16 protein-coding genes are annotated in these 17517 nt (G+C 66.5%); 13 read left to right on the top strand and 3 right to left on the bottom strand.

From position 1 onward, the window contains the following. Window positions 1-8: 8 nt before the first annotated feature. From tagH to LRA87_RS10660, 3 genes are read right to left on the bottom strand one after another with little or no spacing between them, the layout of a single operon-like run. Window positions 9-1475 (bottom strand): type VI secretion system-associated FHA domain protein TagH, encoded by a 1467-nt coding sequence (gene tagH / locus LRA87_RS10670; protein ID WP_230631439.1) that lies wholly within the window; start codon window positions 1473-1475, stop codon window positions 9-11. After that, complete coding sequence (locus LRA87_RS10665) at window positions 1472-2044, bottom strand: DUF6931 family protein (RefSeq protein WP_230631438.1); 573 nt, start codon at window positions 2042-2044, stop codon at window positions 1472-1474. Before LRA87_RS10665 ends, tagH begins: the two co-directional genes overlap by 4 nt. Before the next feature lie 4 nt (window positions 2045-2048). Continuing rightward, the gene (locus LRA87_RS10660) at window positions 2049-4079 is read right to left on the bottom strand and encodes a type VI secretion system Vgr family protein (protein WP_230631437.1); all 2031 of its coding nucleotides are present in this window, start codon (window positions 4077-4079) and stop codon (window positions 2049-2051) included. A gap of 312 nt (window positions 4080-4391) precedes the next feature. Here LRA87_RS10660 and LRA87_RS10655 point away from each other — a divergent pair, with 312 nt between their 5' ends. The 13 genes from LRA87_RS10655 (at window position 4392) to LRA87_RS10595 (ending at window position 17479) form a co-directional block, all read left to right on the top strand. Beyond that, the gene (locus LRA87_RS10655; protein WP_230631436.1) at window positions 4392-5066 is read left to right on the top strand and encodes an OmpA family protein; all 675 of its coding nucleotides are present in this window, start codon (window positions 4392-4394) and stop codon (window positions 5064-5066) included. 21 nt (window positions 5067-5087) lie between these two features. Then, complete coding sequence (locus LRA87_RS10650) at window positions 5088-6071, top strand: type VI secretion system protein TssA (protein ID WP_230631435.1); 984 nt, start codon at window positions 5088-5090, stop codon at window positions 6069-6071. Window positions 6072-6152: 81 nt separating this feature from the next. Continuing rightward, complete coding sequence (gene tssB / locus LRA87_RS10645) at window positions 6153-6680, top strand: type VI secretion system contractile sheath small subunit (RefSeq protein ID WP_230631434.1); 528 nt, start codon at window positions 6153-6155, stop codon at window positions 6678-6680. A 56-nt stretch (window positions 6681-6736) separates the two neighbouring features. Then, on the top strand, window positions 6737-8230 hold the full coding sequence (gene tssC / locus LRA87_RS10640; protein WP_230631433.1) for a type VI secretion system contractile sheath large subunit: 1494 nt from the start codon (window positions 6737-6739) through the stop codon (window positions 8228-8230). Window positions 8231-8276: 46 nt separating this feature from the next. Beyond that, on the top strand, window positions 8277-8771 hold the full coding sequence (locus tag LRA87_RS10635) for an Hcp family type VI secretion system effector (protein ID WP_230631432.1): 495 nt from the start codon (window positions 8277-8279) through the stop codon (window positions 8769-8771). Window positions 8772-8800: 29 nt separating this feature from the next. Further along, on the top strand, window positions 8801-9583 hold the full coding sequence (locus LRA87_RS10630) for a type VI secretion system accessory protein TagJ (RefSeq protein ID WP_230631431.1): 783 nt from the start codon (window positions 8801-8803) through the stop codon (window positions 9581-9583). 4 nt (window positions 9584-9587) lie between these two features. Next, window positions 9588-10121, top strand: a complete 534-nt coding sequence (gene tssE, locus LRA87_RS10625) for a type VI secretion system baseplate subunit TssE (protein WP_230631430.1) — start codon at window positions 9588-9590, stop codon at window positions 10119-10121. A 7-nt stretch (window positions 10122-10128) separates the two neighbouring features. Continuing rightward, complete coding sequence (gene tssF / locus LRA87_RS10620) at window positions 10129-12006, top strand: type VI secretion system baseplate subunit TssF (protein WP_230631429.1); 1878 nt, start codon at window positions 10129-10131, stop codon at window positions 12004-12006. Next, a complete protein-coding gene (gene tssG / locus LRA87_RS10615) occupies window positions 11970-13022 on the top strand; it encodes a type VI secretion system baseplate subunit TssG (protein ID WP_230631428.1) in 1053 nt (350 codons plus the stop codon). The genes tssF and tssG overlap by 37 nt, the downstream gene beginning before the upstream one ends. Continuing rightward, window positions 13019-15643, top strand: a complete 2625-nt coding sequence (tssH, locus tag LRA87_RS10610; protein WP_230631427.1) for a type VI secretion system ATPase TssH — start codon at window positions 13019-13021, stop codon at window positions 15641-15643. The genes tssG and tssH overlap by 4 nt, the downstream gene beginning before the upstream one ends. Further along, window positions 15640-16179: a hypothetical protein gene (locus LRA87_RS10605; protein ID WP_230631426.1), complete on the top strand. Its 540-nt coding sequence runs from the start codon at window positions 15640-15642 to the stop codon at window positions 16177-16179. The genes tssH and LRA87_RS10605 overlap by 4 nt, the downstream gene beginning before the upstream one ends. Next, entirely contained in the window at window positions 16179-17030 is an 852-nt protein-coding gene (locus tag LRA87_RS10600) for a hypothetical protein (RefSeq protein WP_230631425.1), read from the top strand. The genes LRA87_RS10605 and LRA87_RS10600 overlap by 1 nt, the downstream gene beginning before the upstream one ends. Continuing rightward, window positions 17027-17479, top strand: a complete 453-nt coding sequence (locus LRA87_RS10595; protein ID WP_230631424.1) for a hypothetical protein — start codon at window positions 17027-17029, stop codon at window positions 17477-17479. The genes LRA87_RS10600 and LRA87_RS10595 overlap by 4 nt, the downstream gene beginning before the upstream one ends. The last annotated feature ends 38 nt before the right edge of the window (window positions 17480-17517 follow it).

Raw genomic sequence — 17517 nt, 5'->3', positions numbered from 1 at the left:
CTCCAGGTTCAGCGCCGCGTCCGGCGGGATTGTTCGTTATAGGCTTCGCGGAATTCCTTGGCGAACATATCGAGGAATGCCTCGTCGGAGCCTTGAGCGACCCCGCCGAACTCACGTTCATATGCTTGCCAAAGGGCGGCATCGCGTGCCGCGGGAAGGATCCGTTCGATCATGCCCCCGGCATTGGCGCGCGCACGGATCGCAGTGGGAGAGAAACGCTCCAGCGTCGTTCGCAGGGCGCCCTGCATCGCCCGCAGCGTCGCAACCTGATGTGACTGAAGATCCTGGAATGCGTCTTCGATCGCCTGCTCCGCCGGCATGAAGCCGGTCTGCGGCGGACCCAGCAGCATCGCCACTGCCTCGTCCGGCGTGCGGGCGAATTTCAGTGGATTGTGCCCGCCGGGACTGAACGCGGTCGCCTCCGCCCCTAGCTGAGCCTTGGCGCGGGCACGCGCCTCGACCATCACCACCAGCCCGGCGATCAGTCGCCGGAACAGGCTGCCCGCGCGTGGCAACCATTGTTCGCCTTCCGATTGCGCCGGATCGAGTCCCGCCGCCCGCGCGAACGCATCTGCCGCACCGTTGGCAATAAGGGGCGCCGGTGCGGGTTGGGGGACTGGCGGACGCTCGACCGGCAGCGCCGCGCTGCCCGGTGGTGGCGAAAGCCCGAGCGGATCTCGCGCCGGCTCGACCGGCTGGCCGAAGCCGCCGCGCGCCCAGTCGACGACATTGCCCTCGGCGATACGCCCCCACAGGTCGTCCGGCGACACCGCAGCGGGCTGCGCCGGGGCCGCACTCGACCATGCCGACGCGGGCGGCGGGGGCGGGGTCGCCGCTTCCCAGGCGGAGGCGACCGGCGGCAGCGCCGCAGCGGCATCGGGGCGCCAGCCGCCGCCACGCGGCGCCGCCACGGATTGCGCCGGCCGCCCGTCCCGATCGCTACCCTCCCAGCCGGCGGCGGCGCGATGCCCGTCGGGGCGGGCAAGCGATGGACCGACCTGCGGCACCCAGCCCGCCGACGCCGATCCGCCGGGTGCCTGCGGCGGTGGCGCATCCCACCCGCTCGTCGCCGGCGCGGGAGAGGGGGCGGGCAGGCCGTCGTCCCATCCCCGCCAGACCGGAGCTGCGGCGGCGGATGGCTCGGCGGGGGGCTGGGCGGCACCCGTCAGCCGGGCGGCGATGACATAGCCGCCAACCTGAAAGCGGTCGCCGTCGGCGATCCGGTGCGGCGCGCCGAGCCGTTCGCCGGTGCCCGCGAGCATCGTGCCGTTGGTGCTGCAATCGATCAGGACATAGTCCCCGCCATCGAACCGCACCTCGAAATGCCGTGACGAGACATGGCGGGTGGGATCGGGCAGCGCCCAGTCGCAGGTTGTCGCCCGGCCGACGATCGCGCCCCGGCGGTGCAGGACGAGTTCGGACGGCGATCCGTTGTCGAGGCGTCGGCCCCCTTCGATGGCGAGGGTAAGCGTCATCGGTCGAGCGCCGCCAGGCCGCGCTCCGCGATTCGCTCGCCCAGCGTCAAGGCGCGCTCGATCGCCGCGGCGGAGTCGCCGCCGCGGTGCGCAACCGCACGGATCGCACCGACGGCATAGCGTGCGGCGACGTGTTCCGGCGGCACGATCGGCGCCGCGCCTACGGCAGCAATCGACCCGCCCGAATAGAATATGGCCGAGGCCAGCAGCCGTTCGGCGACGGGGCGGCTGATAGCCTCCGCAGCCTCACCGGCCGCGCGACGATGCGCCTCGCTCGGCTCCTCCAGCCAGCGCAACGCCACGTCCAGCGCGTGGCGTGCGCGCGACGATGGTGGTTCCGCCGCGGCGGCATCGCCGACGATGCGCGCGGCCCAGGCGATCGCCTCGAGCCGGGGAAGGGCGTGACCCAGATAATCGAGTGCGGCGGACCGTTGCCCGCTGCTGCGCAGGGCGTCGAAATGCTGGCGGGCCGCGACATCGTGCGCCGGCTGGTCGTCGCGGTCGACCCCCATCAGCGCAGCGACCTGCCGCGCCTCGGTCAGCCGCACTGCCGTCCATGCATCAGTCATCCGGTCAACCTTCGCCCGCGGCGGGGCCGAGCGCCATGCTGCTGCCGAAGGCGCCGGCGCCGAGGCCGTCCGGGTTGATCTGCGTCGTGCCGCCGTTGAGCAACAGCGTCGCCGACCCGTTGATCCGCGTCTGCGCACCGGCGTTGATGATCGCCTCGGCGCCCGCCTGCACCTCCACGTGCGGCGACTGGATGACGATCCCGGTCGGGCCGATCACGACGACGGAACTGCCGACCCGCAGCGTGATCGATGTCTTCGATTCGATGCTGAGCGTACCGTCGACGAGCAGGCCGTCCTTGCCGATCACGTGCGTCGTGCGGTCGCGGCCGATCGTCTTCGTGTCGTCCTGGCCGATGTTGGTGCTGCGATCGAGGCCGACGCGGCGCTGCTGGTTATGGCCGACGTGGCGGCTCTCGTCGAAGCGGACGCGGCTGTTCATGTCCCGCTCGGCGTGGATGAACATCTCTTCCTGCCCGCCCTTGTCCTCGAACCGGATCTCGTTCGAGGTGCGGTTGGCGCCGCTGTCTAGCGCTTCGGCCTGCGGGTAGCTGCCGGACGCGCCGTAGGTCAGGGTGCGCCACACCGCACGCGTCTTGTTGGCCGGCAGGTCGTAGACCGGCATGTGTGCCTTGTTGAACACGCGGCCGACGATCAGCGGGCGGTCGGGATCGCCGTCGAGGAAATCGACCAGCACCTCGTGGCCGACGCGCGGCAGGATGACGTTGCCGAGGCCGCCGGTCTGCGACACGCGGATCCAGCAGGTCGCGCGCTCGCCCGGGGTATCGGCGCGGTCCCAGTGGAAGCGGACCTTCACCCGGCCGTATTCGTCCGTATAGATCGTCTCGCCCGGCGGACCGGTGACGATCGCCGACTCCAGCCCCTGCACGCGCGGACGCGGCGTCGCGGGGCGGGGACGGAAGACGGTGTCGGCGGGGATCGCGTCGAACTTGACGTTGAAGGCGTCTTCGTCGTCCTGCTGGCCCGAACGATAGCTTTCCGCCGCGATCGAATGGTGGGTGCCGGTGATGAGATAGGATGCGTTCATTCGCCCGGCCGGGTGATCGGTGACGTCGACGCGATAACCGGTGGTGAGGCCCGCGGACTGCGAGGTGCCGGAAAAGGTGCGGCGACCGGCGCGCTGCGCGTCGAGCAGCGCCTGGCCCCGTTCGCGTCCGGTGCTCTCCTGATCGCCGCGCCCCGTCTTCTCGCGCGTGTAGCGGCCCGGGTAGACGAAGATCTCGCGGTCGTCGCGTGGATGCGCGCCTTCGCTTGCGGCTTCCGCGGTCAGCGGCTGGTCGGGCGATTCGAAGTCGAAATCGCGGGTGGTGACGCGGGCTTCGCCGGTGGAGGCGACGCGTTCCACCCAGGTTTGCAGGAAATCGCCCTGCGATCCGAAGCGCGACTTCGAATCGGTGGTGAAGACCGAAACGCTGTTGGCATTGTATTTCAGCAGCGCGGGCTTGCCCGGCTGGTGCGACGCGGGGCCTTCGCACAGCACCATGACGTGGCGATCGGCGTCGTGGCGGAAGAAGTAATAGATGCCTTCCTCTTCCATCAGTCGCGAGATGAAGGCGAAGTCGCTCTCGCGATATTGCACCGTGTAGCCGCGCGGCACGCGGGGCAGGACCAGCCGGGTATAGTCGACGTCCTGGATGCCGGCGCCCTCGATCACCTGCTTGATGATCTGCACGACCGTCTTGTCCTGATAGATCGCCATCTGACGGTTCTGGTCGAGGTAGAAGGTCCACGGCTGGATCGACAGACGGTAATGATGCCCGGCCTGCGATTCCTTCGTATATTCGCCCGCGGTGACCAGCCCGTGAAAGTGGCGGAGTAATTCGCCATCCTCCAACACACTGAGCGAGGCCGGTTTTCCGAGATGAGGCTGTAGGTCGATTTCCAGTGGTGAAATGATGTCAGCCCGCACCGCAAACGGCATCCCGATACTCTCGTGACTTTGAATCCGTTCGAGGACGACCTGCTCGTCGCCAACGTCGATCGCCATCTGCGTCAGGCGCTGCGTCGTGTCTGCCACCAAGCACTCCCGCCACTTGCGCCGAACCGCGCGACGGCACCGATCCTACCGGCACCTGGCAGAGCGTACAATGCTTTACCCTTGCGTCCGTACCGCCCGGCGAGGTTTCCTGTCTCCGTCACGACATTGTCATGGTTAAGAAAAAGTCGTCCGCGACGTATTCCGTCCTTTTCAGACCGAATGACGTTCCGATCATAGGGTTGGTACGGTATTGCGCATGTAGTGCTGCCATACGGGTTGCTTCGTATCCGGGCTCGTCCTAAGACCAATCAGCACCGGGTGCATGCACGGGAGTACGACATGTCGTTGCGGATGCTGACAGTTTCACTGGCGATCCTTTCTTGCGCTGCCGCTGGCCATGCGCAGGATGCGGCGTCGTCCGCTTCCAAGCCCAGCGTAGAACAATATCTCTGCACGTTCGCAGGCAAGTGCGGCGATGGCGCGACCCAGCCCGTCGCTACGCGGGATGCGCCTGACACGAAGGGCTTCCGCCTCGCGCGGCCGTCCGCGGCGGGCGATGCGGCAAACGCGCCGTCGCGTCAGGCAACTGCACGCAGCGCGGCGCGCTCGCGGCGTGGTCTGGCGCAGCGTCGCCCGGCCTATACTGTTGCGGCGGCGACCCCGGCGGTCGATTATGCCACCGCACGTCGCCCCCGTGCCGACCTGATGATCGGGTTCGAGCTGAATTCTGCGCAATTGTCTGCCGAAGGGACTCGCGCGGCGCAGGTCTTCGCGCGGTCGCTGCTACTGCCAGAATTGAAGGACAAGCGCTTCCTGATCGAGGGGCATACCGACCTGCGCGGTGGCGCACGCGTCAACACGCCGCTATCGGCGGCGCGTGCCCGTGCGGTAGCGGATTATCTCATCGTCTTGGGTGTCGAGGGCAGTCGTTTGCAAACCCGCGGTTACGGGGCCAGCGTACCGCTGCCGGGTCGGGCCAAAAGCGATCCGGCTAATCGCCGCGTCGAGGCGGAGTTGATTTCCTGACACACGCGTCGGGATTTTGACATGGATCTCACAACGTTCCTGACGCCGGTTGCACCGGACGCGCCCGCCGGGCCGGATTTGTCGTACGATCCCGGCAGGCAGGTGATCGAGCAGGCGTTCGAAGGTCCGGCCGACGACGCCGACTGGGACCGCGCGATCGCGATGATCGAGGCGCAGGCGCGACAAACCCGCGACGTCTGGCTCGCCGTCTATCTGATGCGGGCTGGCGCACGCGCTGGGGATCTTGCCGTCGTGGAGGCGGGGGCCGGTCTGCTCGCCGGGCTGTTCGAAAATTTCTGGGACACCGCGCACCCGACGTTGGAGGAATATGGCGTCGAGGGACGCAAGGGCGCGTGCGAATCGCTGGTGCGGATCGGCGAGTTCCTGGCGCCGCTGCGCCGCGTGCCGCTGGTCGTGCATTCGCGCCTCGGCAGATTTACCGGTGCTGACTTCGCGCGCTACCTCGACGAGGGCGCCGCTGCCGAAGGCTATGGCCAGTTCCGCGCCGCGCTGGCCGATACGCCGGTCGAGCAGGTGGCGGAGGTCACCGACCGCTTCCGTCGGATCGAGGCGGCGTTGCGGCGCGCCGATACGGTGCTGTCGGAGCAGGCCGGGCTGGTCGGCCAGACAGGGACCAATTTCCGCCCGACCTATGAGGCGATTGAGGCGATCGTGCACGCGATCACACCCTTCGTCCGGCAGAGCGCCGAGTCTGCACCGGTCGCTCCGGCGGAGGAAGCGGCGCCGTTAGCCCCCGGGGGCGTTGGCGTGCCGGGGCGCATCCAGTCGCGTGAGGATGTCGCGCGGTCGCTCGATGCGGTGATCGAATATTATTGCCGGGTCGAACCATCCAGTCCGATCCCCGTCGCACTGGCGCGGATCAAGGGCTGGATCACGATGGATTTCGTGTCGATCTTGGAGGACATCGCCCCGGGCAGCGTCGGCGAAGCGACGTCGGTGCTGCGCGCGCGCGTGGACGTGATGGGATCATCGGATATGATGTGAATCGATATCGTGGAGCAATTCCCCAGGCTTGCGCATTTAGCTGCATAGGCCCGCAGAGGCAGAGAACAGGGATCGGAACACATGGCGATCAAGAGCGGTCAGCGGTTCATTCGCGAAAACAGGAAGCCCCGCGTTCATATTGAATATGAGGTGGAGACCTATGGCGCGCGCCAGAAAGTCGAACTGCCGTTCGTGATGGGTGTCATCTCGGATCTGTCGGGCAAGAGCCTGAAGGACAAGAAGGCGGCGGAATCGCGTGAGTTCATCGACGTCGATATGGACAATTTCGACCAGCGTATGGAGGCGGTGGCGCCGCGGGTCGCGTTCGCCGTCGATAATACGCTTGCCGGCGACGGAAAGATCGCGGTCGATATGACGTTCAACTCAATGAACGACTTCTCGCCGGGCGAGATCGCGCGCAAGATCGAACCGCTTTCGAAGCTTCTTGAGGCGCGCACCCAGCTGGAGGATTTGCTGTCTTATATGGATGGCAAGCACGGTGCGCAGGACCTGCTCGACAAGGTGCTGCAGGATCCGGCGCTGCTTCAGGCGATTTCCGCAGCTCGCAAGCCCACGGATGCGTCCGCGGCCGATCAGAACGGCGACTGAGCGATAGCGGCGGCCCGACAGGGGCCTTTCCCACGATAACGGATCGGAGCGGTTACATGGCGCAAGACGCGCTCAGGCAGACGAACGACACGGCTCAGGCGACCGACGGCGAGCTCAACGATTTCCAGGCGCTGCTCCAGAAGGAGTTCCGCCCGGCGAACGACGAGCGCAAGAGCCGCATCGAACAGGCGGTGCAGACGCTGGCGCAGCAGGCGCTGGGCGATGCCAAGATCATCGGCGGCGACGTGTTCGCGACGGTCGACGCGATGCGCGCGGCGATCGACCGCAAGCTGACCGAACAGATCAACCAGATCATTCACCACCCGGAATTCCAACAGCTCGAATCGGCATGGCGGGGGCTCAACTACCTCGTCATGAACACCGCGACGGGCAAGGACATGAAAATCCGCGTGATGAACATGTCCAAAGAGGAGTGCCGGCGGATGTTCCGCCAGTACCGCGACGCTGCGTGGGACCAGAGCCCGCTATTCAAGAAGGTGTACGAAAGCGAGTTCGGCCAGCTCGGCGGCCAGCCCTATGGCGCGTTCGTCTGCGATTATTACTTCGATCACAGCGCGCCCGACCTTGAGGTCATGCGCGGCCTGTCGCGGATCGGTGCCGCCAGCCACGCGCCCTTCATCGCCGCGGCGGGGCCATCGCTGCTCGGCATGGAGAGCTGGACCGAGCTGTCGAACCCGCGCGATCTGGGCAAATTGTTCGACGCCACCGATTATGCCGCATGGCGGTCGTTCCGCCAGTCAGAGGACAGCCGTTACCTCGCGCTGGCGCTGCCGCGCTTTCTCGGCCGACCGCTGTACGGCGCGAAGACGGAGCCGGTCGACGAATTCGATTTCGAAGAGGATACCGGCGGCGAGCACGACCAGCATCTGTGGCTCAACGCCGCCTATGCAATGGGCACGCGCATCACCGAGGCGTTCAACACCTATGGCTGGACGACGCGCATCCGCGGCGTAGAATCGGGTGGTACGGTTGAGGAGCTACCGACCGCGACCTTCCCGACGGATGAGGGCGGCATCGACCTCAAATGCCCAACGGAGATCGCCATCAGCGACCGGCGCGAGGCGGAGCTGTCGACGGCCGGTCTGATGGCGCTGGTGCATCGCAAGAACACCGATCAGGCCACCTTCATCGGCGCGCAGACGGTGCATCGCCCGGCGAATTACGACAAGAAGGAAGCGACTGCGAACGCGAACCTGTCGGCACGCCTGCCGTACATCTTTGCGAGCTGCCGCTTCGCGCATTATCTGAAATGCATGGTCCGCGACTGGGTGGGCGGCTCACGAGAGTCGGAACAGCTCGAACGCGACCTCAACAATTGGGTCCTCCAATATGTCGACGGGTCACCGACGACATCGAACGAGGAAACCAAGGCGCGCCTGCCGTTGAAGCAGGCCAAGATCGAGGTGATCCCTGACGAGGAGAACCCGGGTTACTACAAGGGCAAGTTCATGTTCGTGCCGCACTATCAGCTGGAAGGCATGGACGTGGCGCTCAGCATGGTCTCGCGATTACCGAAGACGTCGGGCTGATCCGCCGTCCTACCCCCCCCAGAAGTAACGGAAACAGGAGAAACTCATGGCAGTCGATCTTTTCCTCAAAATCGATAGCATCCAAGGCGAATCGAACAAGAAGAACCATCAGGGCGAGATTGATATCATCTCGTTCGACTTCGGTGCGGTTCAGCATGGATCATTCCATACGGGCGGTGCCGGCGGTGGCTCAGGCAAGGCCGAAATCTCCGACATCCGCATCCAGAAGGAAGTCGACAAGGCATCGCCGCTGCTGTTCAAGGCCTGCGCCTCCGGCAAGCACATCAAGGAAGCGATCATCTATTCGCAGAAGGCTGGTGATGGCTCGGCGCCACTGACTTATTACAAGATCAAGCTGGAAGATATCATCGTCTCCGACATTCACAACAACGGCTCGTCCGGTGGTGATTCGATTATGGAGTCGGTGACGTTCAACTGCGCGAAGGTGACCTTCGACTATCAGGCGCAGAACGCGCAGGGTGGCAAGGACGGCGGCATCGTCACCGCTTACTACGACATCCGCCAGAACGAAGCGGGTTGATCCCCTCAGGTCGTCCGCAGGAGCGGTATATGCAACGGGCGGACGACCTTCTCCAATCGGGCGACCTCGACGGTGCGCGACGCGCACTCGTTGAGGTGGTTCGGAGCAAACCGGGCGACGTGCCGACCCGGCTGTTCCTGTTTCAGCTTCTTGGCGTCGCGAGCGAATGGGACAAGGCGAGGGCACAACTCGCGACATTGGCGCAATTGTCACCCGAGGCGCAGATGCTGTCGGTCGTCTACGGTCAGGCGGTCGATGCCGAGCGGCAGCGCGAGGCGGTGTTCGCCGGCACGTTGCGCGCCGATATTCATGGTGGCTCCGACGCGGCTTCCGATTGGGCATGGCCGATCGCCGAGGCGATCGAGGCCACCGCACAGGGGCGCAGCGAGGATGCCGATGCGTTGCGCGAGGCCGCGTTCGACGCGGCCCCCGACACACCCGGAGAGATAGACGGCGTCTGCTTCGACTGGATCGCCGATGCCGACCAACGCTTCGGCCCGACGATCGAGGCGATCATCGGCGGGCGCTATGGCCTGCTGCCGTTCGATGCGATCGCTGAACTGACCAGTGAAGGGCCGCGCGACCTGCGCGATCTGATCTGGTATCCCGTCGAGATCACGTTGAAGGCCGGGCCGCGGATCGCCGCGCTGTTGCCGGCGCGTTACCCCGGCATCTCCACCGATCCGGCGGAGCGACTCGCCCGCGCGACGAGCTGGCAGGACGACGGCACAGGCTCCGGCCAGCGGCTGTGGGCGACCTCGGACGGCGAGGATCGCGGGCTGCTGTCGGTCCGTTCGCTGCGTTTCGACTGACGTCATGGCCGTCAAACAACGCCTGACCCCGACCCTGTACGACAAGCTGGTCGCCGATCTCGAGATTTCTGGATTGCGCGATATGAGCGACGAGGCGCCGGAGATCAGCCGCGAGAAATTCCGTTATTACTCCGTGCCGCGGCTGGAGCGGTTCAACGAAACCGCGTTGCGCGCGACGATCCGTCGCGACCTCGCCTGGCTGCTCAACACGACCAATCTGGAATCGCTCGTCGATCTGGAGGCGTATCCGCATGTCCGTGACTCGGTGCTCAACTACGGTTTGACCGATCTGGCCGGACGGACGCTCAACCGGCGCGCGGTGCTGGCGCGCGCGCGCGAGATTCGGCGCGCGGTGCGCGTGTTCGAACCGCGGCTGTCGCGCGAGGGGCTGACCGTCGATCCGATCGACGACGACGACGATCCGCACGCGTTGACGTTCATGATCCAGGGCGACATCACGTCGGCGGCGCAAACCATGCCGGTGAAATTCCGTACCGAGGTTGAGGCGGAAACCGCCACTGTGAACGTGCGCGAATGATCCTGTCGTGAGTTCCGGCATCGATCCGCGCCTGTTGCGCTTCTACAACGACGAACTCGCTTATCTGCGCGAAGAGGCACGTGCATTCGGCGAGGAGCATGAGGCGGTGGCGGGGCGGCTGGGCCTCAAGACGCCGACCGACCCGGATCCCTATGTCGAGCGGTTGCTGGAGGGCGTCGCCTACCTCGGCGCGCGCGTGCAGCTCAAGATCGCGGATCAATATCCCGAATTCACCCAGCATCTGCTGCATGCGGTGCAGCCGCATTATCTGGCGCCGACGCCGTCGATGTGCGTCGTCGGGTTCGAACCCAAGGAAGGCGACCCGATCCTGATCAAGGGGCATCAGGTGCCGCGGTCGATGCCGCTGATCGCGATCGCGGCCGAACAGGAGGGCGTGCCGGTCGAATTCCGCACCGGGCATGACGTGACGCTGTGGCCGCTCAAGATCACGCAGGTCGAATATCTCGCCAGCCGCGCGGCGGTCGCCTCGTTCGCCAGCGCCGCCAACGTGCGTGCCGAGGCGGGTCTGCGCATCCGGTTCGAGGCGACCGGCGGTGCGGCGCTGCCGCAGGTGCTGCCGCAATCGCTGCCGATCTATCTGGCGGGGTCGGAGGCGGTGCCGGCGGAATTGTATCGGCAGGTGATCGGCGAGACGCTGGCGGTGATCGCGCGATCGGCGGACGCGGCGGCGGGACCCGAAGGCTGGAAGAAGCTGCCGTTGCCGCAGCAGGTCGGTTTCGACGACGATCAGGCGCTGCTGCCGGCGGAGTTGCGCTCGTTTCGCGGCTATCGCCTGCTCAGCGAATATTTCGCCTGCCCCGAACGGTTCCTGTTCGTCGACCTGCCCGGGCTCGATCGGGCGTTTCGCGACAGTCCGCAGGCGTGCGATGTGGTCCTGCTGTTCGACCGGTCGGCACCGGTGCTGCACAAGGCGCTGGAGCCAGCAAACCTGCGGCTGTTCGCGACGCCGGCGATCAACCTGTTCGAGAAGCAACTCGGCCGCGTCCGCGTGTCCAAGTTCGAACACGAGCATCATGTCATCCCCGATCGCGCGCGGCCGCTCGATTTCGAGGTGTTCCGGCTGCTCGATGTGCAGGCTTACTCCGCGCACAATACCGATGCGCGGACGGTGGCGCCGCTCTATGCCTATGGCGCGTTGCTGTACGATTGGAGCGAGGCACTGTTCTATACGACGCAGCTTCGACCGCGACGGCTGTCGACGCGCGAACAGCGGCTGCGGCGGCGTGGCGAGTACACGGGTACGGAGACGTGGATTAGCCTCACCGCGCCCGGCGATGCGACCCGACTCGACCATATCGATGAACTGGCGGTGCGTGCGCTCGTCACCAACCGCGAGCTGCCCGAATTGCTGCAATTTCGCGGTGACCAGCATTTCACGGTGTCAGGTGTCCCTGCGCGCGCGGTCAGCGTGCTGCGCGCCCCGACCCGGCCGCAGCCGCCGATGGGGATGGGCGATGCGGCCTGGCGGGTGATCGGCCACCTGACCCCCAATTACATGACGCTGGCGCCGGAGGATCACGACGATCCGCAGGTGCTGCGCGATCACCTGGCGCTGTACGGGCGGCAGGACGACGCCGCCTCTCGCCGACAGGTCGATGGCGTCTCGGCGATCCGATCGACGCGGGTCGCGCGGCGGGTGCCGGGGATGGACCGGATGGCGATCGCGCGGGGGCATCGCATCCATGTGACGCTGGACGATGCCGCGTTCGACAAGGGGCGGATGTTCCTGTTCTCGGCTGTGCTCGAACGCTTCCTCGCCGAATTCGCCAGCATCAACGCGTTCACCGAAACGCACGTTTCCAGCGCCAACGAAGGGGAGTTTCAGCGATGGCCGCTGCGGATCGGCCGCCGCCACACCATCTGAGCTTCCTCGCCGATGCGAAGGCGTCGCGGAAGCGGTTCGGGCTGTTCCCGGTCGTGCGGGGGGCGGAGGCGCGTGCGCCCGATCTGCCACGGATCGGGCTGGCGCGGCGACCGGCGCAGAGCATCGCCGACCTGCATCAGGTGCCGACGCTCGCCTTTCCGGATTCGACGCTGGAGGAGGTGGAGGTCCGCGACGGGCGAGCGCAGATCGGGGGATTCTGGTTTGGATTGACCGGGCCGATGGGTCCGCTGCCGTCGCACATGACCGAGTTCGCGGTGTTCGAGCGCCGCTATGCGAAGAAACGCCCGTTCGGCCGCTGGCTCGACCTGTTGGCGGGGCGGATGCTGCAATTCTTTTTTCGCGCCTGGGCGGATTCGCAGCCCGTGGCGCAGGCGGATCGGCCCAACGACGATCGCTTCGCAGCGCACGTCGCGCAGCTGACCGGGGCGAGCGAGGGTGTTCCCACGAACAGCACCTTCCCGGCGCAGGCACGGGTGCATTACGCGGCGCTGTTCGCGTCGCGGCGTAGTGCCGGGGGGATCGAGGATGCGATGACGCATCTGCTCGGCCAGCCGGTCACGGTGCTCGAATATCAGCCACGCTGGCGCGCGATCGAGGCGGACGACCAGACCCAGCTCGGCCGATCCTTCTGTGGACTGGGGACGGAGGCGATGTTGGGTGCCCGCGCCAAGATCGCATCCGATGCCTTTCGCATCGTGATCCGTGCCCGCTCACGTGCGGATTACGAGGCGCTGCTGCCGTCCGGCCCGCGCTTTCGCATCCTGTCCGAGGCGCTCGATGCCTTCGCACCGAGCCACCTCGAATGGGACGTGGCGCTGGAGGTGAGCGGCAAGGATGCACGCCCTGCGCGGCTCGATGGCACGACGCGGCTGGGCTGGAGCGGCTGGCTGGGCGCAACCGGCGACGACGGCGTGCGCGGCGATGCGCATCTGCGGCGCCGCACGAAGACTTTCACCGCCAGGACGGCGGACGAGATTTCCGGAGAAACAGCATGACAGACATCAATCGTGCATCGCTATTCGGGCGGCTCGACGCCGCGGCACTGACGTCGATCGAGTCCGCCACCGGGTTCGCCCGGATGCGCGGCAATCCGTATGTCGAGCTGGTGCACTGGATCCACCTGCTGGTACAGGACCCGCAGGGTGACGTCGCCGCGATCCGGCAGGCGTTCGGACTGGATGAGGCGCGTCTGGCGCGAGATATCGTCGGCACGCTCGACCTGTTGCCGCGCGGAGCCTCGGCAATCAGCGACTTCGCGCCGCAGGTCGAGGAAGCGATCGAAAAGGGATGGCTGTACGCCTCGCTCCAGTTCGGCGCCGGTAAGGTCCGGAGCGGGCATCTGCTCTACGGCATGCTGCGGACGCCCACATTGCGCAATGCGCTGTTCGCGACGAGCGGCGAATGGCGCAAGGTTCAGGCCGAACGGCTTGGCAGCGAATTCGCGACGATTGTCGGTGCGTCCGCCGAACCGGTCGAAGCCGCACCCCCCGGCGCGCCCGCTGCGACCAGCCCCGGCGAGGCGCTTGGGCGCTATTCGATCGACCTTACCGCCAAGGCCCGCGCGGGCGAGATCGACGCGATCGTCGGGCGCGATGCGGAGATCCGCCAGCTGGTCGATGTCCTGCTGCGCCGTCGACAGAACAACCCGATCCTCGTCGGCGAGGCGGGCGTCGGCAAGACGGCGGTGGTTGAGGGCTTCGCCCGACGCATTGTCGACGGCGACGTGCCGCCCGCGCTGCGCAACGTCGTCGTGCGGTCGCTCGACGTCACGCTGATGCAGGCGGGTGCCGGCGTGAAAGGCGAATTCGAGAAGCGATTGCGGCAGGTGATCGACGAGGTAGAGGGTGCGGCGACGCCGGTGATCCTGTTCATCGACGAGGCGCATACGCTGATCGGTGCGGGCGGTCAGGCGGGCACGGGCGATGCCGCCAACCTGCTGAAGCCGGCGCTCGCCCGCGGTCGACTGCGGACGATCGCGGCGACGACCTACGCCGAATATCGCCAGTATTTCGAGAAGGACCCGGCGCTGACCCGCCGCTTTCAGACGGTCGATGTCGCCGAGCCGGAAGCACCGGTCGCCATCGCGATGCTGCGATCGGTAGTGCCGGCGATGGAGGCGCATCACGACGTCGTGATCCTCGACGACGCAGTTGCGGCAGCAGTGACGCTGTCGCAACGCTATGTTCCGGCGCGGCAATTGCCCGACAAGGCGGTAAGCCTGATCGACACCGCCGCCGCGCGCGTCGCGGTGTCGCAGACAGCGACACCGGCACCCGTCGAGGACGCCCGGCGCAGGCTGGAGCTGCTGGAGGTCGAACGCGGCATCGTCGAACGCGAGGTAGAAGGCCGCTATCGCAGCAACGAGGCCTTGCCCGCGCTGGACGAAGCCATCGCCGCGGCACGCGACGCCGTAGAAACCGCGGAAGCGCAATGGGCGCGCGAGACAGACGCGCTCGACGCGGTTCGCACCGCGCGTGACGGTGGCGACGCGACAGCGCTCGACGCTGCGCTGACGACAGCGCGCGACGCGGCGGGCGATGCGCCGATGGTATTCGGCGTGGTCGACGCCGATGCCGTCGCTGCGGTGGTCGGCGACTGGACCGGCATTCCGGTCGGCCGGATGGTGAAGGACGAGATCGCTAGCGTCCTCGCGATCGGCGATGCGCTCAAGTCCCGTGTGATCGGTCAGGATCACGCGATGGACGCGATCGCCAAGCGCATCCAGACCAGCCGCGCCAAGCTGGACAATCCCGGTAAGCCGGTCGGCGTGTTCATGCTCTGCGGCCCATCGGGGGTCGGCAAGACTGAAACGGCCCATGCGCTCGCAGAACTGCTGTTCTCCGGCGACGAATCGATGATCGTTATCAACATGAGCGAATTTCAGGAGGCGCATACCGTCTCGACGCTCAAAGGCGCGCCGGCGGGCTATGTCGGCTATGGTCAGGGCGGCGTGCTGACCGAGGCGGTGCGGCGGCGGCCCTATTCGGTGGTGCTGCTCGACGAGGTCGAGAAGGCGCATCCCGATGTCCACGAGATGTTCTTCCAGGTGTTCGACAAGGGCTTCATGAACGATGCCGAGGGCCGGCATATCGATTTCCGCAACACGGTGATCTTGCTGACGTCGAATGTCGGCACCGACCTGATCGCATCGCTGACCGAGGACGAGGAATTGGCGCCGGAGCCGGACGCGCTGGCGACGGCGCTGCGCCCGGAATTGCTCAAGGTGTTCCCGCCTGCGCTGCTTGGCCGGTTGCAGGTGCTGCCTTATTACCCACTCAAGCCGGACGTGCTGGCGGGAATCGTCCGTCTGCAACTGGCGCGTATCGAGCGGCGGATCGTCGACAACCACGGCATCGCGGTGACGATCGACGCTGCGGTGGTCCAGCATATCGTCGAACGCTGTACCGAGATCGCGTCGGGCGGGCGGATGATCGACGCGATCCTGACCAATACGATGCTGCCCGACATGTCGGTCGCACTGCTCCAACGGCGGATGCGCGGCGAAGAGGTGACGGCAATTTACGTCGGCGTGGACGGCGGTGCGTTCGCTTACCGGTTCGTCGGCCCCTTGCCCGATGACGCGGCCCCGATCCCGCCGGCGGAGACGGTAGCATGACTCCGCGTCTCGCCGTTCTGGCCGCACTGGCGGTGGCCGCGTGCGATGGCAAACCCGACGAGACGCCACAAGCGGCGACACTCGCAACCGTCGGATCGGCGACGCCTGCGGATTTGGCGGTCGATGTGATCGACACGGCCGACGGGAAAGGGCGCTATACCGCGAAACGCGAGGGCCGTACGACGCAGGTGACGTTCCCGCTGGCGATCGCGCAGGTGGCGCCCGCAACCTTCCATACGGGCCAGCGCCTGGGTGAGACGGCGGCAGGAGTCGTGGTCATGGTCGACGAATATGCCAGCCGCGCGACCGGCGGCCGCTGCACCGATGGGACGGAGGCCTTCATCCGCGTCTTTTCCCTGCCGATGCGGCGCGAATTGATGGCGATGCCGGTGGAGAGCTGCATCAGCGGGATCAAGGGTGCCGAGCCACGTGCCGAGTGGCTGGATGACGGACGGTTCCGGATCAACGGATCGCGATCGGCGACGTATCGCATCGAGGGGACCGGCACCTTGACCAAAACAGGGGAGCAGCACTGATGGCCGACCATGAGGTGATCGTCCTTGATCAGGACGCGATGATGCGGCTCTGGCTCTACGACAAGTTGCAGGCGCATACGCTGACGGAGGCGCAGGCGGACGCGCTGTGGCGCAAGCACCAGGAGAACGCCAAGCTGGTCGCGAACTATGCCGCGACGGCCGACGACGCAGCATCGATCTACAAGCTGGCGCGCGACATGCGTACCCCGCTCGGCCGCGTCTATTTCAAAGCTTATGGCGGCAAGATGCATGTCGTTTTGAAGGGGAGTTCGCGGCTTCGTACTATTCTTACGGGTACTCGGTACGGGGTTCGGAATGCGAAGGTCGTCGGCATGGGAATCGGCCGTTACGGCGCGATCAAGTCGGCGAAGGGGGGCACGATCATCACGGTCGTGCTGATGACCGTGTGGAACGTCGCCGATTACGTCATGCGCGATGAAGCGACGCTGGGCGGCCTGATCGGCGGTATCGCCGCCGATGTCACGAAGGCCGCGATCGGTGGCGCGGTCGGTGCGGCGGCGGGATCGCTGGCAGCGGGGACGCTGATGATCGGCACGTTCGCACTGGGCCCGCTCGTCGTGGCGGTGGGCGTCGGCCTGATCGCCGGATATCTGCTCGACAAGCTGGATTCCCGGTTCAAGCTGACCGAGCGCCTGCAGAAGCTGGTCGAGGACGGGATCGAGAAGCTGCGTGCCGCCGCCGCCGCGCAGCAGCAATCGCTGCTGCGACGGGGCAGCGAGGCGCTGGATATGATGGCGGGTGCGGTCGTCGACCTGGCCGTCGATTACGTCGTGAGCGAGGTGAAGCGACGGGTCCGACCGCTGACATGGCGGCTGGTGCCACGGCTGTGAGCCGGCGCGTCGTCGCGCCCGTCGTCGCGGACGAGAACAGGTCGAGGCGCGACGAGCGGTTGCTTGGCGTCGCATTGGGCGTGCTGGCGGTCGGCGTCGCGTATTTCGGTCTCGTCGATCTGGGCGACATGGCGGCGGCGATCCGGCGCCATGCGCCGCTGGTGACGGTGAGCACGGGCAGCGCCGCCGTCGTTCCGGCGGCGGGTGCCATGATCCTGTTGGCGATGATGCTGTTGCTGCGGCCGTCACCGCGCAATCAGCGGCGCCTGTTCGGGTGTGCGCTTGGCATACTCGCGCTGGTGCCGATCGCACCCTTCGCGCTGCATGGCTGGACGGGCGCGATGCTGCCCGCGAAAGGATATGCCGGTTGCAGGCCCGCAGTCGCGACGCGTTTCCTGACCAGCATATGGGTGCGCGGAAGCGTGGCCGCGTGTCCCGACCGGGATTGAGCCGGCAATCCGATGCGACGGATCGATGGATCGGTGGA

Origin of the sequence: Sphingomonas sp. Leaf37, from assembly GCF_920939475.1 — a bacterium.
In the GTDB taxonomy this organism is placed as follows: Bacteria; Pseudomonadota; Alphaproteobacteria; order Sphingomonadales; family Sphingomonadaceae; genus Sphingomonas.
This window is presented reverse-complemented; position numbering and strand designations above follow the sequence as displayed.